The 14,623-nt window shown below is 61.3% G+C and carries 15 protein-coding genes; 5 read left to right on the top strand and 10 right to left on the bottom strand.

Features of this window, described 5'->3' with window-relative positions:
- Positions 1 to 5: 5 nt before the first annotated feature.
- The 10 genes from hisS to L0962_RS08030 all read right to left on the bottom strand — a co-directional run bounded on the left by hisS (position 6) and on the right by L0962_RS08030 (position 9,697).
- Positions 6 to 1,295, bottom strand: coding sequence for a histidine--tRNA ligase (gene hisS, locus L0962_RS07985; RefSeq protein ID WP_234085831.1), 1,290 nt, complete (start codon positions 1,293 to 1,295; stop codon positions 6 to 8).
- Positions 1,292 to 2,524, bottom strand: coding sequence for a flavodoxin-dependent (E)-4-hydroxy-3-methylbut-2-enyl-diphosphate synthase (gene ispG, locus L0962_RS07990; protein WP_234085832.1), 1,233 nt, complete (start codon positions 2,522 to 2,524; stop codon positions 1,292 to 1,294). Before ispG ends, hisS begins: the two co-directional genes overlap by 4 nt.
- Entirely contained in the window at positions 2,525 to 3,433 is a 909-nt protein-coding gene (locus L0962_RS07995; RefSeq protein WP_234085833.1) for a RodZ domain-containing protein, read from the bottom strand.
- Positions 3,430 to 4,263, bottom strand: a complete 834-nt coding sequence (gene pilW / locus L0962_RS08000; RefSeq protein ID WP_234085834.1) for a type IV pilus biogenesis/stability protein PilW — start codon at positions 4,261 to 4,263, stop codon at positions 3,430 to 3,432. The genes L0962_RS07995 and pilW overlap by 4 nt, the downstream gene beginning before the upstream one ends.
- Entirely contained in the window at positions 4,260 to 5,354 is a 1,095-nt protein-coding gene (gene rlmN / locus L0962_RS08005; RefSeq protein WP_234085835.1) for a 23S rRNA (adenine(2503)-C(2))-methyltransferase RlmN, read from the bottom strand. The genes pilW and rlmN overlap by 4 nt, the downstream gene beginning before the upstream one ends.
- A 9-nt stretch (positions 5,355 to 5,363) precedes the next feature.
- Positions 5,364 to 5,792 (bottom strand): nucleoside-diphosphate kinase, encoded by a 429-nt coding sequence (gene ndk, locus L0962_RS08010; protein ID WP_234085836.1) that lies wholly within the window; start codon positions 5,790 to 5,792, stop codon positions 5,364 to 5,366.
- Between the two features lie 72 nt (positions 5,793 to 5,864).
- Entirely contained in the window at positions 5,865 to 6,539 is a 675-nt protein-coding gene (locus tag L0962_RS08015) for a hypothetical protein (RefSeq protein WP_234085837.1), read from the bottom strand.
- Between the two features lie 103 nt (positions 6,540 to 6,642).
- On the bottom strand, positions 6,643 to 7,926 hold the full coding sequence (locus L0962_RS08020) for a TRAP transporter large permease (RefSeq protein ID WP_234085838.1): 1,284 nt from the start codon (positions 7,924 to 7,926) through the stop codon (positions 6,643 to 6,645).
- Complete coding sequence (locus L0962_RS08025; RefSeq protein ID WP_234085839.1) at positions 7,923 to 8,624, bottom strand: TRAP transporter small permease; 702 nt, start codon at positions 8,622 to 8,624, stop codon at positions 7,923 to 7,925. The genes L0962_RS08020 and L0962_RS08025 overlap by 4 nt, the downstream gene beginning before the upstream one ends.
- A 68-nt stretch (positions 8,625 to 8,692) precedes the next feature.
- Entirely contained in the window at positions 8,693 to 9,697 is a 1,005-nt protein-coding gene (locus tag L0962_RS08030; protein ID WP_234085840.1) for a TRAP transporter substrate-binding protein, read from the bottom strand.
- 99 nt (positions 9,698 to 9,796) lie between these two features.
- Here L0962_RS08030 and L0962_RS08035 point away from each other — a divergent pair, with 99 nt between their 5' ends.
- The 5 genes from L0962_RS08035 (at position 9,797) to rpmE (ending at position 14,622) form a co-directional block, all read left to right on the top strand.
- A complete protein-coding gene (locus L0962_RS08035; protein ID WP_234085841.1) occupies positions 9,797 to 11,800 on the top strand; it encodes a PAS domain S-box protein in 2,004 nt (667 codons plus the stop codon).
- Positions 11,797 to 12,399: a response regulator transcription factor gene (locus L0962_RS08040; protein WP_234085842.1), complete on the top strand. Its 603-nt coding sequence runs from the start codon at positions 11,797 to 11,799 to the stop codon at positions 12,397 to 12,399. The genes L0962_RS08035 and L0962_RS08040 overlap by 4 nt, the downstream gene beginning before the upstream one ends.
- A gap of 98 nt (positions 12,400 to 12,497) precedes the next feature.
- Positions 12,498 to 12,824, top strand: coding sequence for a thioredoxin TrxA (trxA, locus tag L0962_RS08045; protein ID WP_234085843.1), 327 nt, complete (start codon positions 12,498 to 12,500; stop codon positions 12,822 to 12,824).
- A 161-nt stretch (positions 12,825 to 12,985) separates the two neighbouring features.
- Positions 12,986 to 14,245, top strand: a complete 1,260-nt coding sequence (gene rho / locus L0962_RS08050; RefSeq protein WP_234085844.1) for a transcription termination factor Rho — start codon at positions 12,986 to 12,988, stop codon at positions 14,243 to 14,245.
- 155 nt (positions 14,246 to 14,400) lie between these two features.
- Complete coding sequence (gene rpmE, locus L0962_RS08055) at positions 14,401 to 14,622, top strand: 50S ribosomal protein L31 (protein WP_234085845.1); 222 nt, start codon at positions 14,401 to 14,403, stop codon at positions 14,620 to 14,622.
- Position 14,623: the final 1 nt, after the last annotated feature.

A 14,623-nucleotide genomic window follows, 5' to 3' on the forward strand; every position in this document is an offset into this window, starting at 1 on the left:
GCGACTTATTCCTCTTCATCCGAATCAATGAGTTGTCCGATGATCGCTTCCGCCAGATCATCAACCTTCAATTTGCGCTGCTCGATCCCTTCCTCGCGCAACGCCTTCAACTGCGCTTCACCGGTCGCGGCCTCGTCGTCGCCGATCACGACGGCAAAGGTTGCACCGCTGGCATCCGCCTTCTTCATCTGCGACTTGAAGGAACCGCCCCCGCAATGCAACAGCACGTTCAGCCCCTGATCGCGCAAGCCTTCGGCCACGCGGAAAGCCAGACGCGACGCCGCATCGCCCTGGTGCACGAGATACACATCCGGCGCCGCTGCCTGCGGCTCGCCGCCGGATTCGCGAATCAGCGCAACCAGCCGCTCGACGCCCATTGCAAATCCGCAGGCGGGCGTGGATTTCCCCCCCAATTGCCCGACCAGGCCATCGTATCGACCGCCGGCGCAAACCGTACCCTGGGCGCCAAGCTTGTCGGTCACCCATTCGAAAACGGTCAGGTTGTAGTAATCGAGACCGCGGACCAGACGCGGGTTGATCGTAAACGGCACGCCGGCATCCTTGAGCACGCGCTGCACGCCCTCGAAATGCGCCAGCGACTCGGCACCCAGATAATCGATCAGCTTCGGCGCTGCGGCGCACATCGCCTGCAAGGCCGGATTCTTGGTATCCAGGATGCGCAGCGGATTGGTGTGCAGGCGACGCTTTGCATCGTCATCGAGGATGTCGACATGGCCCTCGAAATAGGCGATCAACGCGGCACGATGCTGGGCACGCTCGTCAGGCTGCCCCAGGCTGTTGATTTGCAGTTCGATGCCGTCAAGCCCGAGGTCAGCCCACAGACGGGCCCCCATCAGGATCATTTCGGCATCGACATCCGGACCGGCAAAACCGAAGGCTTCGACCCCGACCTGATGGAACTGCCGGTAACGCCCTTTTTGTGGCCGCTCGTGCCGGAACATCGGCCCCATGTAATACAAGCGACGGGGTTGCTGGGCCGCCAGGCTGTGCTGGATGAGCGCGCGGACGCAGCCGGCTGTACCCTCCGGACGCAAGGTCAGCTGTTCGCCATTGAGGCTGTCTTCAAAGGAATACATTTCCTTCTCAACGATATCGGTGACTTCGCCGATGGCGCGCTTGAACAGCGGCGTCGGTTCGACGATCGGCATGCGGATCGGCCGGTAGCCGTAAGCCTTCAGCCAGGAACGGACGGTATCCTCGAACAGTTCCCAGAATTCGGCTTCGTCCGGCAGGATGTCGTTCATCCCGCGCACGGACTGTAAGGTCTGACTCATGCTTGCAACTTCTTCTTGTAAGTGCGCTCAACGTAGCGCTCGATGATTTCCTTGAACTCGCCGGTAACGTTCTCGCCCTTCAGCGTGACCGTCTTTTCGCCGTCTTCGTAGACCGGCATCGATGGCGCTTCGCCGGTCCCCGGCAACGAGATGCCGATATTGGCATGTTTCGATTCGCCGGGACCGTTGACGATGCACCCCATCACGGCAAGCGTCATGTTTTCCGCGCCATCGTAGCGCAGTTTCCATTCCGGCATGCGGGCACGCACGAAATCCTGGACTTCACCGGCCAGTTCCTGGAACAGCGTCGATGTCGTCCGGCCGCAACCCGGGCAAGCCGCAACCATCGGCGTGAACGCGCGCAACCCCATGGTCTGCAGGATTTCCTGGGCAACCACGACCTCCTGCGTACGCGCACCGCCGGGCTCCGGCGTCAACGACACGCGTATCGTATCGCCGATCCCCTCCTGGAGCAGAACGGACAATGCTGCGGTCGACGCGACGATCCCCTTGGATCCCATCCCGGCCTCGGTCAGGCCAAGATGCAGCGCGTAATCGGCACGACGGGACAGTTCACGGTAAATGGCAATCAGATCCTGCACGCTGGACACCTTGCAGGAGAGAATGATGCGCTCGCCCGCCAAACCGACCTCTTCGGCCTTGGCGGCAGATTCGAGCGCGGAAGTCACCATTGCGTGGCGCATCATTTCAGTGGCGTCGAGCGGCTGCGCAAGACGGGAGTTTTCGTCCATGACGCGGGCCAGCAGATCCTGATCGAGGCTCCCCCAATTGACGCCAATGCGCACCGGCTTGTCGTAACGGCAAGCCAGTTCGACCATCTGCGCGAACTGCTCGTCCTTCTTCTTGCCGAAACCGACATTGCCCGGATTGATCCGGTACTTGGCCAGCGCCTCGGCGCAGGCCGGATGCTCGGTCAACAGACGATGGCCGTTGTAATGGAAATCGCCAATCAACGGGACATCGCAATTCATCTTGTCCAGATGGTCGCGGATCAGCGGAACCGCCGCCGCCGCCTCTGGGGTATTCACCGTGATGCGGACCAGTTCCGAGCCGGCCCGGGCCAGTTCGGCGCATTGAATCGCGGTTTTCAGATAATCCGCGGTATCGGTATTGGTCATCGACTGAACGACCACCGGCGCATCGCCGCCGAGACGAACATGGCCAATACTGCAGGCACGCGTCGCCCGCTTGCTGATCAGACTCAACATTTACTCCAGAACCAGTCGGGCAACATCGCCGCGCGTGTACGACGCCAGATCCACCGGCTGCCCGCGCAGAAAGAGTTTGACGCCCGGCGCATAACCGATGGCGACGGACAAGGGCCCCTTGCCGCTCTGCAGCACCGGCTCGCCCCCCGCAGCCACCCGCTGGGACAACAGCACGGCACCATCGCCATCCTTGACTTCAAGCCACGATTCCTGCGTCACCACGAAGCGCAGTTGCGGCACGGCATTTGCTGCGACGGCGGCAGGCTCCTGGGCAGGAAGCGACGGCGTTTCACCAAGCGAACCACCCGATACGGCAGCCGTATCGCCAACCGCCTGCGGCATCATCGTCTGCTCGGCACTGCTGCCAGGAGGAAATGCCGGTTCGACAGGGGAAGTCTGTGCCACCTGTTCAACGGGAGCCTCCTTCCGCGACAGGCTGTCGACCAGGGATTGCGCACCTTCGCGCAAGGCGGCCAGGTCGTTCGGCAACAGGAAATAAGCCAGCACCGCCAGGATCACCAGCACGCCGCCGAACAGCACGACCGCCCTGTCGCGAGGACGGGAACTGACCGGTACGGTGTCGAGCGAAGACTCGGGAACCGCCAGTGTGTCGACCGGCTTGCTCAGCACGACGTCGAGCTCGGCCATCAGCGGCGCCGGGTCCACGTGCATCAGCCGCGCATAGTTGCGTACGAAACCCCGGGTGAACGTATGTCCCGGCAAGGCATCCCACTCGCCGCGTTCGACCGATTCAACCTGGCGCTGCCCCAGCTTGAGGGTCTGCGCGATGTCCGCCACCTGAAGGCCGGCGGCTTCACGCGCCTTACGCAGGATCTCGCCGACCGATATCCTGACGACGGCGGGGATCGACTCGGGCTGTTCGGGCGCGTCTTCGATCTGCTCGCTCATTCAAACTGTCCCTTGAGGAATTCCTGATACTCGGGCGAAGTCGGATACCGTGTCCGCAACTGGGAGATGTAACTGCTCTCGACCAGCCGGTCGCCCAACTTGTGTTCGAGACGGATACCCAGCCACAACGCCTCGGCCGTCGGCGGCTCCATCATGCGCAACGCATCGCTGAGATAAATCTTGGCTTCGCCGAGAATCCCGCGTTGATAGAAAAGGCGGGCCAACTGGTAACGCGCCTGCATCGCACCGTCGCGCGACAACTGCACGGCCTGAAGCAGATAGCGCTGGGCGCCGTCCAGATCACCGGCCTTCAACGCGCAGGTACCGGCATTGGCATAGGCACGATCGGGCGTTTCGTACAACGGGTTCTTCAAGGCGTTCAGGAAATAGCTGATCGATTGCGACTCCTTGCCGATGCTGCAAAGGAACCAGCCATAGTTGTTATTGACTTCCGGGTCATCGGGCGAACGGTCCAGCGCGCGCCTGAAATCGGCTTCCGCCTTGGCCTGCTCCCTTAACGAGGCATAGACCAGGCCACGTACGCTATAAGCCGGAAAATATTCGGGATCGATTTCCAGTGCGCTCGTCAGATGGTCAAGCGCCGCGGCAGGATTGCCGGCCTGGTAATACAACGAGCCCAATTCGGTATGAATTTTGGCGCGACTGCGCGGATCGGCCTTGGAAGGTCCTTGCTGCCCCGCTTCCGACTGGCCGAAATTGGCCGGCAATTGTCCCTGCTGATTGCCGGACTGGGGCGCATTGCTCGAACAGGCGGCCAATCCGGCAACGACGATTGCTGCGGTCAACCGGCCAAGGAAGGAAAATTTCATGTCCTGATCTCCTGCAAGGGTATCGTCCGGCCAGCCGTCCGTCGGGTCTTGTCCCGGACCTGTCCAGCCAACTGGCCGCAAGCGGCATCGATGTCGTCACCGCGCGTCTTGCGCGTCGTCGTGACAATGCCCGCCTGTATCAGAATGTCGGCAAAGCGCCGCACCCGATCCGCCGGCGAACGCCGGAACGGCGATCCCGGAAACGGGTTGAAGGGAATCAGATTGAACTTGCACGGCACATCGCGCACCAGCGCGAGCAATTCGCGGGCATGAGCATCGGCATCATTGATGCCGGCCATCATCGTGTATTCGAAAGTAATGAAGTCGCGCGGCGCTTTTTCCAGATAGCGCCGACACGCGGCCATCAGGTCTTTCAGCGGATATTTCTGGTTGATCGGCACCAACTGGTCGCGCAAGGCATCGTTCGGCGCGTGCAGGGATACCGCCAGTGCGACCGGACACGCTTCGCGCAAACGGTCCATCACCGGCACCAGACCGGAAGTGGAGACCGTGACGCGGCGCCGGGACAACCCGTAGGCATTGTCGTCGAGCATCAGGCGCAGCGCTGCGACCGTGTTGTCGAAATTGGCGAGCGGCTCGCCCATGCCCATCATGACGACATTGGAAATTACCCGTTCGTCGCCGTGGACCGCACCAAGGGCCGCATTGGCCTGCCACAGCTGACCGATGATCTCGGCCACCGTCAGGTTGCGGTTGAAGCCCTGCTTGCCGGTCGAACAGAAAGCGCAATCGAGGGCGCAGCCAGCCTGCGTGGAAATGCACAGGGTGCCCCGGTCGTCTTCGGGAATGAACACCGTCTCGACCGCATTGCCGTTGCCGACATCGATCAGGAACTTGCGCGTACCGTCGTCGGACAACTTGTCCGACACGACGGCAGGCGGCACCACGACCGCCCGCGCCCTGAGCTTTTCGCGCAGGCTCTTGGCGAGGTCGGTCATGGCATCGAAATCCGCCACGCCGGAACGATGCATCCAGCGCAATACCTGGCGTGCCCGGAAGGGCTTTTCGCCCTGCTCGGCAAACCAGGCAGTCAGGCTTTCGGCATCGAAATCCAGCAGATTGACGGACATCGTATCTTCTTAGCGGCCAGCGTAAATGTTATGACCCGGGAAGAAGAAGGCGGTTTCGACAGCGGCCGTTTCCGGGGCATCGGAACCGTGCACGGCATTGGCGTCGATCGACTCGGCGAAATCGGCGCGGATGGTGCCCGGCGCGGCCTTCTTCGGATCGGTGGCGCCCATCAGTTCGCGGTTCTTGGCGATGGCATCTTCACCTTCCAGAATCTGCACCATGACCGGACCGGAGATCATGAAGGAAACCAGATCCTTGAAGAAGGGACGCTCCTTATGCACGGCGTAGAACTGACCGGCTTCCTGCTCGGACAGCCAGATCATCTTGGAAGCGATGACCTTCAGGCCGGCCGCTTCGAAACGGGCGTAAATCTGGCCGATGACGTTCTTCTTGACGGCATCCGGCTTGATGATGGAAAGGGTGCGTTCGATAGCCATGTGTTTGCTCCGAAAAAGCTAGTCGGTTGAAAAACGGGGAATTTTAGCAGACAAGTCCCCCGGACGTCCGCCTCACTGCGCCATCGCCGCCCGACGAACCGGACCGGCGAGCAATTCGAAGTCCTTGGGCGCGACGTATTGCAGCAGTTCCTTGCCGTCGCCATCGACCACCACATCGAGTCCTTTCGCCGGGTACAGCAGATGCACCCGCTTCTCGCCCAGCGGAAGGCGCTCGGCCGGCGCGCCGAAGCGTGCTACCACGGCCGCTTCGTCAAGATTGACGGTTGGAATGACACTGATCGCGCGCAGCGGCATGCCTCGCGCCGTAGCCAGATCGCCCTGGCTGAGGCGAATCTTGCGTGTCGTGCTCTCCATGTGTTCGGCCTTCAGCGCCCGCTCGCGCATCGCCGCCACCGTATCCGGAGATGCATCGACCGTCAGGATGACCTTGGCCAGCACGAAACCGAGCTTGGCCTGATTGGCGTAGGCCTCCAGCGTTCCGACCTCGTCGGGCGCGGCAATGATCGCGACTTCCAGATCGTCGCCATGCAGGCGCACGAAATCGTCCAGCGTACTCGTGCCAGGCACCAGACCAAAAACGCGCGAACCGCCCTGGCCGTCGGTTTCGATTTGCCAGGGCAGATTGCTCTCCGGATCGAAACCGGCCTGCTCACCACTACCGGGAATCAGAAAGGGAATCAACAGCGCGGCGATGATCAGTGCGACGATGGACAGGGCGAATTTCATGGATGCGGCGCTCGAAAAATGGGCCATTCTGCCACCCATCCCACAAATGAAAAAGCCGCGCCCGGCCGATTGGCGGGGCGCGGCGGCTTGCATGGGGCCTCGGTCAGAGCATGCCCAGCGTTCGCGGCAGCCAGAGCGAGATCGCCGGCACGTAGGTCACCAGGATCAGGAAAATCAGCATCGACAGCAGCCACGGCCAGACGGCAACGGTCAGTTCGGTGATCCCCATCTTGGTGATGCCGGAGGCAACGTAGAGGTTCAGACCAACCGGCGGGTGGCAAAGACCGACTTCCATGTTCACCACCATGATGATGCCGAAGTGCACCGGATCGATACCGAGCGCGATGGCGATCGGGAACAGGATCGGTGCCAAGATCAGCACGATCGATGACGGCTCCATGAAATTGCCCATGATCAGCATCAGGATGTTGGCCATGATCAGGAAGCCGATCATGCCGATCCCCGAACCCATCATGAAATCAGCCATCGTCTGCGGAATGTTCTCGTGCGTCAGCAGGAAGGAGAACAGCACCGCGTTGGTGATGATGTAGAGCAGCATCGCGCTCATGTTGGCCGAATTCAGCAACACCTTGGGCACGTCCTTCAGGCTCAGGTCCTTGTAGACGAAAACCGCGACGATGAAGGCGTAGACCGCGCTCATCGCCGCCGCCTCGGTCGGCGTGAACAGACCGGTGTAGATACCGCCCATGACCACGACGATCAGGAACAGACCCCAGGCCGAATCCTTGAACGCCTTGGCACGCTCCATCCAGGTCGCCTTCGGCATGCGCGGGTAACCGAACTTGCGGGCCCGGTTCCAGGTCACGAAGCCGAGAAAGCCGGCCAGCATCAGCCCCGGCACGACGCCGGCCATGAACAGCGCGCCGACCGAAGTATTGGTCGACACCGAGTACATGACCATGACGATCGACGGCGGAATCAGGATGCCGAGTGCGCCGGACGTCGTGATGACGCCCGCCCCGAAACTCTTCGGAAAACCCTGCTTGACCATCGCCGGCAGGATGATGGCACCGATCGCCACCACGGTCGCCGGACTCGAGCCCGAGACCGCCGCAAACAACGCGCAGGCCAGCACGCCGCCGAGACCGAGACCGCCGTGCCAGTGGCCGACCATCGACGTGGCGAAGTTGATCATTCGCCGGGCGACGCCACCATGGGTCAGGAAGTTGCCGGCCAGGATGAAGAACGGGATGGCCATGATCTCGAACTTCTCGATGCCGGTAAACAGCTTGAGCGCGACCGACTCGATCGGCACCTGCGTCATCGTGAACAGGAAGGTGAGAACGGTCAGGCCGAGCGAAATCGAGATCGGCATGCCCGTCAGCATCAGGACGAGCAGGATGATGAAGATGATGGCGGCGCTCATTGCTTGTCTCCCTTGCCGGCGTCGCTGTCTTCGCCCATTTGCTTGTGTTTCAGATCGTGCGGATGGAGATCGTCACCCATGTCGTACGGATTGACATCCACCGGCAACACTTCCTCTTCGATACCGTCGACGTGACCATGATCGTGGTGCGGCAGTTCGCCGGTACGCACGAACGACACGATGACCTGCAGGAAACGGAAGCACATCAGGTAGGAACCCAGCGGAATCGCCGAATAGACGATCCAGGTAGGCCACTCCAGGTCGGGCGTGATCGGCCCTTCGTAGAGATCCCCGAGATCCATGCCCAGCCAGGTCTTGAACTGGTAATTGGCACCGTTCTCCCAAACGAAGGTCGCGCCCAGCGAACCGACGATGAAGGTGAACAAGGCTCCGGCCGCCAGGCCGAAGATGATGAATTTGCCGCGATTGGCCGGCGACAAGCGGTTGATCAGCACGTCGACCCCGACGTGGATACCGGTACGCACACCGTAAGCCGCACCGAACTTGGCCATCCAGACGAACATGATGATGGTCAGTTCCTGGGCCCAGCCCATGTTGATTTCGAGCAGGAAATCCTGCACTGCCGGGACATCGATCCCGGTGCCATAGCGATGGACGACCGACGCGAAGATGATCAGCGTCGCAGCCCCCATCAGGAAGGCAATCAGCCATTCCTCGATGTAATTCAGAAATTTCATGTTGTCCCCCGTGGCGCCGGCGATTCGTCCGTTACCGGACGAATCGCTTCAGCCTAGTCGATCAAGTCTTACAGCTTGGCCGGATCGAAACCGGTCGCCTTGTAGACCGCGTCGATGGTTTCCTTGCCGATACGGCTTTCCATCTTCTTATGCACCGGCACCAGCACCTTCTTGAAGGCAGCGCGCTCCTGGGTCGTCGGCACATGAACTTCGGTCTTGCCGCTCTTCTTGACCATATCCAGCGCTCCGTCGTTCTCGACCTTGGCGATCTGGTTGGCGTAGCGGGTGGACTCTTCCATCGCCTTTTCCAGCTGACCGCGGACATCAGCCGGCAAGCCGTCCCAGAACTTCTTGTTGACGATCACCGCGTAGCCCAGATAACCGTGCTCGGTCAGCGTCAGATGCTTCTGCACTTCGTGCATCTTCTGGGTATAGAGGTTGGAAATCGGGTTTTCCGTACCGTCGACCACACCAGTCTGCAAAGCCTGGTAGACCTCGGAGAAGGCCATCACTTGCGGCAATGCCTTCAGTGCACGAACTTCTTCCTCAAGCACCTTGGACGACTGGATACGCAGCTTCTTGCCGCGCAGATCATCCGGCGTCCGGATCGGCGTATTTGCCGAGAAGGACTTGAAGCCGTTGTCCCAGAAAGCCAGGCCGCTGATGCCCTTGGGCTCGAGCTTGGAGAGCAGTTTCTTGCCGACCGGACCATTGGTCACTTTATGCAGATCGTCGTAATTGTCGAAAATGTACGGCAGATCGAAAACCTCGAACTCCTTGACACCCAGCGGGCCGAACTTGGCCAGCGACGGTGCCAGCATCTGGACCGCGCCGAGCTGCAGGGCTTCCATTTCTTCCTTGTCCTTGTACAGCGTCGAGTTGGCATACACCTCGACCTTGACCTTGCCCTTGGTCAATTCGCCGGCCTTCTTGGCGAACATTTCGGCAGCCTTGCCCTTTGGCGTATCGGCCGCCACGACGTGGCTGAACTTGATCACGATGGGTTGTTGTGCGTAAGCTCCGAACGAAACGGCGCAGGCAAAAAGACCTGCCAGCAGCTTGGATACTTGCATATCGGTATCTCCTCCTGAAATTTGATTGGGCACACAAAGTATTGCACCCTATTCAAATTATTATGAAAGGCATAATCCACACATATTGTGGATTTCCACATGATCCCCAACTCCTCGCCCTCCGGCTTGGCCGACACGCCCCCCGCCGGACAATCCCACCGGCTTCGCTGGTTGCTCGCCCTGCCCAAACTGGGCATCGTCCTGCTCGTCATGGCGCTGATTTCGCTGCTGGTTCTGCTGCACCGCTCGGAAACCGAAGAACAACGGACAACGCTGATCAAGGATGTCCTGTGGCTGGAACAGAGCCTGCGCTTCCACTTGAACGGCAACCAGGAACAATTGCAGCAACTGGCGATCGAACTCCCGGAAGGCGGCGGCGAAAAACTGTTCAGGCTGCGCGCAACCCATATGCTGAAAAATTCGCCGGAGATAGCCCAGATTCTCTGGCTTGACGCACACGGCCATATCGTCGACGCCCTCCCTACCGAACAGATGCCAGACACCGGCGGCGGACCGTCTGCGCGCCAGATCAGCGCGCGCGCCATGGAGCTGGCGGACAAGCTCAGCAAGCCGGTCTACAGCGAAACCTTCACCCCGCCGGGCAAAGGGGCCTTCGTCGAAGTCCTCGTACCGATCCGCCACCAGCGCAAGCCGGCCGGCGTACTGATCGCCGTTTATCCACTGGCGTCGCTGCTGTCGACGCAGATTCCCTGGTGGTTCACCGAAAAATACCGCGTCGAGATCGTCAATGACGAAAACACCCTGGTCGCCACGCAGACCGCGATCACCGGCGACAGCGGACAGATGTACCAGATCCCGTTCGACCCGCCGGGCTACGGACTGGTCCTGCGCGTCACCAGTTATGCCACGCCGGACAATACGCTGCCGCGAATCCTGATTGCCGCCATCATCCTGCTCGCCATCGGTGTCTTCTGGAGCCTGTGGCTGATCCGCGACCTGATGCGCAAGCGCAGCCGGGCCGAGGAAGCGCTGCGTTCGGAACACGCCTTCCGCGCAGCAATGGAAGATTCGCTGACGGTCGGCATGCGCGCCCGCGACCTGAAGGGCAAGATCATTTATGTGAACCCGGCGTTCTGCAAGATGACGGGCTTTGCGGCCACCGACCTGGTCGGCACGACCCCGCCGATGCCCTACTGGGCACCGGAAAATCTCGCGGAAAGCTATGCCATGCACGAAGCGGTGATGGCCGGCGAAGCACCGCCGGAGGGATTCGAAATGACCTTCATGCGCAAGAGCGGCGAGCGCTTCCAGGCCCTGGTCTATGAAGCAAAGCTGATCGATGGCCACGGCGAGCACACCGGCTGGATGGCATCGGTACTCGACATCACCGAGCGCAAGGAAGCTGAAGAAATGGCCCGGCAACAGCAGGAGCAACTGCAATTCACCGCCCGCCTGGTGACCTTGGGTGAAATGGCCTCGACGCTGGCCCACGAACTTAACCAGCCGCTGGCTGCAATCGCCAGCTACAACACCGGCTGCCTCAATCTGCTGGCCGATGGCCGCGCCAGCAACAGCGAACTGCAGCCGGCCCTCGAAAAAATCGGGCTGCAAGCCCAGCGTGCCGGCAAGATCGTCCGCCGGGTCTACGACTTCGTCCGGCGCAGCGAGCCCAAGCGCGCGCCCTGCGACCTGCGCGGCGTCATCGAGGACTGCGTCGGTTTCGTCGAAACCGATGCCCGGCGGCGCCAGATCCGCATCGAAACCAGCCTGCCGGCACTGCCGCCGGTGCCGGCCGACCGCTTGATGCTTGAACAGGTATTGCTCAACCTGATCCGCAACGCGATGGATTCGATGGGTGACACGCCGGAGCACGACCGGCTGCTCGGCATCGCTGCCTGCATTGAAGGAAACGAAGTGCGCATCAGCGTCAGCGACCGCGGCTGCGGCATCTCTCCCGAAATCAGCGACAAGCTCTATACCGCCTTTTTCACCACCAAGCCGGAAGGGATGGGCGTCGGCCTGTCGATCTGCCGGTCGATCATCGAGTTCCATCGCGGTCGACTGTGGGCCGAAGACAATTTCGAAACCGGGTCGCCCCGCGGTACCATTTTCCTTTTCACCCTGCCCCTGGAAAGCACATGAGCGAAGCCCGCGCCCACCTGGTCGACGACGACGAAGCCATCCGCGACGCGCTGTCCTGGCTGCTCGGCACGCGCGGCATTCCGTGCTCGACCTACGCGTCGGCAGAAGAGTTCCTGGCCGCCTGGTCGGCCCAGACCGCCGGCTGTGTCGTAATCGACATGCGCATGTCCGGCATGAGCGGGCTGGACTGCTTCGAAACGCTCAGCGGCCGCGGCTCGCGCCTGCCGGTGATCATTCTGACCGGCCACGGCGACGTGCCGCTGGCGGTTGCCTCGCTCAAGCGCGGCGCCTTCGACTTCTTCGAAAAGCCGTTCAACGACAACGAGCTGGCCACCCGGATCGCCGAAGCGATGGCGCTCGACGCCCGGCAACGGGCGGAAAATGCCACGGTCGACTCGATCAACGCGCTACTTTCCCGACTGACCACCCGCGAGCGGCAGATCATGGATCACGTGCTGGCCGGCAAGTACAACAAGGTCATCGCCGACGAACTGAACATCAGCATGCGGACGGTCGAAGTGCACCGCGCCAACCTGTTCGACAAGATGGGCGTCAAAACCGCCGTCGAACTGGCCAACCTGCTCCAGCGGGGACACTGACGCGCTTCCCATGCCCGGCGTTTTTCGTTAGCATTTCGGCAAATTCCTCCGGGCAAACAGGCCCCGATTCACTCCCCACCCATCCCATTGAGGACACCATGAGCGAGCACATCCATTACGTCACCGACGACACCTTCGAAGCCGAAGTGCTGCAGGCGCAGCAGCCGGTTCTCGTCGACTACTGGGCCGAATGGTGCGGTCCGTGCAAGATGATCGCGCCGATCCTCGACGAAATCGCCGCCGAATACGCCGGCAAGCTCAAGGTGACCAAGGTCAACATCGACGATAACCAGCAGACCCCGGCCAAATATGGCATCCGCGGCATCCCGACGCTGATGATCTTCAAGAACGGCAATGTCGAGGCCACCAAGGTCGGCGCCCTCTCGAAGTCGCAGCTCGCCGCGTTTATTGACAGCACGCTGTAATCACCGTAGTCTCCCTGCCTGAAAGTGCGTTCTGCGCTTTCAGGCGACGCTGGCGAATGCTTTCGCAGCGCGTCATCATCCACTCCCAAGCACACTAGCTTCCGCGCCCCGCCAACGGGCTGACGCCCGCGCTTACCTTCAGGCGCCCAACTCCCATTCCCATGCAACTCTCAGAACTCAAGACACTGCACGTCAGCAAACTGCTCGACATGGCGACCGAACTCGCCATCGAAAACGCCAACCGCATGCGCAAGCAGGAGTTGATCTACGCAGTCCTCAAGGCCAAGGCCAAGAACGGCGAAACGATCTACGGCGATGGCACGCTGGAAGTGCTGCCCGACGGTTTCGGCTTTCTCCGCTCGGCTGACACCTCCTACCTGGCCAACCCGGACGACATCTACGTTTCGCCGTCGCAGGTCCGCCGCTTCAACCTGCGCACCGGCGACACCGTCGAGGGCGAGATCCGCACGCCGAAGGACGGCGAGCGCTACGTTGCCCTGACCAAGCTCGAATCGATCAACGGTTTCCCGCCGGAAGCCAACAAGAACAAGATCATGTTCGAGAACCTGACGCCGCTGCATCCGACGCGTCACCTCAAGCTCGAACGCGAGATCAAGTCCGACGAGAACATCACCAGCCGCGTCATCGACATGATCGCGCCGATCGGCTGCGGCCAGCGCGGTCTGCTCGTCGCGCCGCCGAAGACCGGCAAGACCGTGATGCTGCAGAACATCGCGCATGCCATCACCGCCAACCACCCGGAAGTCGTGCTGATCGTGCTGCTGATCGACGAACGGCCGGAAGAAGTCACCGAAATGACCCGCACGGTCAAGGGCGAGGTCGTCGCCTCGACCTTCGACGAACCGGCCACCCGCCACGTCGCCGTCGCCGAAATGGTCATCGAGAAGGCCAAGCGCCTGGTCGAGCACAAGAAGGACGTGGTCATCCTGCTCGACTCGATCACCCGTCTTGCCCGCGCCTACAACACCGTCCAGCCGGCCTCCGGCAAGGTGCTCACCGGCGGTGTCGACGCCAACGCCCTGCAGAAGCCCAAGCGCTTCTTCGGCGCTGCGCGCAACATCGAGGAAGGCGGCTCGCTGACCATCCTCGCCACCGCGCTGATCGACACCGGCTCGCGCATGGACGAAGTGATCTACGAAGAATTCAAGGGCACCGGCAACTCGGAAATCCACCTCGACCGCCGCATGGCCGAGAAGCGCATGTACCCGGCGGTCAACGTCAACCGCTCCGGCACCCGCCGCGAAGAGCTGCTGCTCAAGCCGGACGTGCTGCAGAAGATGTGGGTGCTGCGCAAGCTGTGCTACCCGATGGACGACCTCGAAGCGATGGAATTCCTGCTCGACAAGGTCAAGTCCACCAAGGGCAATGCCGAATTCTTCGACGCCATGCGTCGCGGCTGATCCGGCAAACGCAAGGACCTTGCGGTCGACCACGGAATTCTGCAAAAAACCGTGTCGACCGCAAAAAAGCCATTGCGCTCAACTCGTTATTCAAAGATAATCGCGGGCTTCCCAGGCTGGTCACATCCGCCGGTCGCTCGCTTAAAGGAAAAAAGATGAAAGCCGATATCCACCCGAACTATCACGACATCCAGGTGACCTGCTCCTGCGGCAACACCTTCACGACCAAGTCCACGATGAGCAAGGACGCCTTCCACGTTGAAGTCTGCTCCGCCTGCCACCCGTTCTACACCGGCAAGCAGAAGATCGTCGACACCGCCGGCCGCGTCGAGAAGTTCAACCAGAAGTTCGGTGGTCTGCGCAAGAAGGCCGCCTGAT

Origin of the sequence: Azonexus sp. R2A61 (assembly GCF_021401135.1) — a bacterium.
Classification (GTDB): Bacteria; Pseudomonadota; Gammaproteobacteria; order Burkholderiales; family Rhodocyclaceae; genus Azonexus.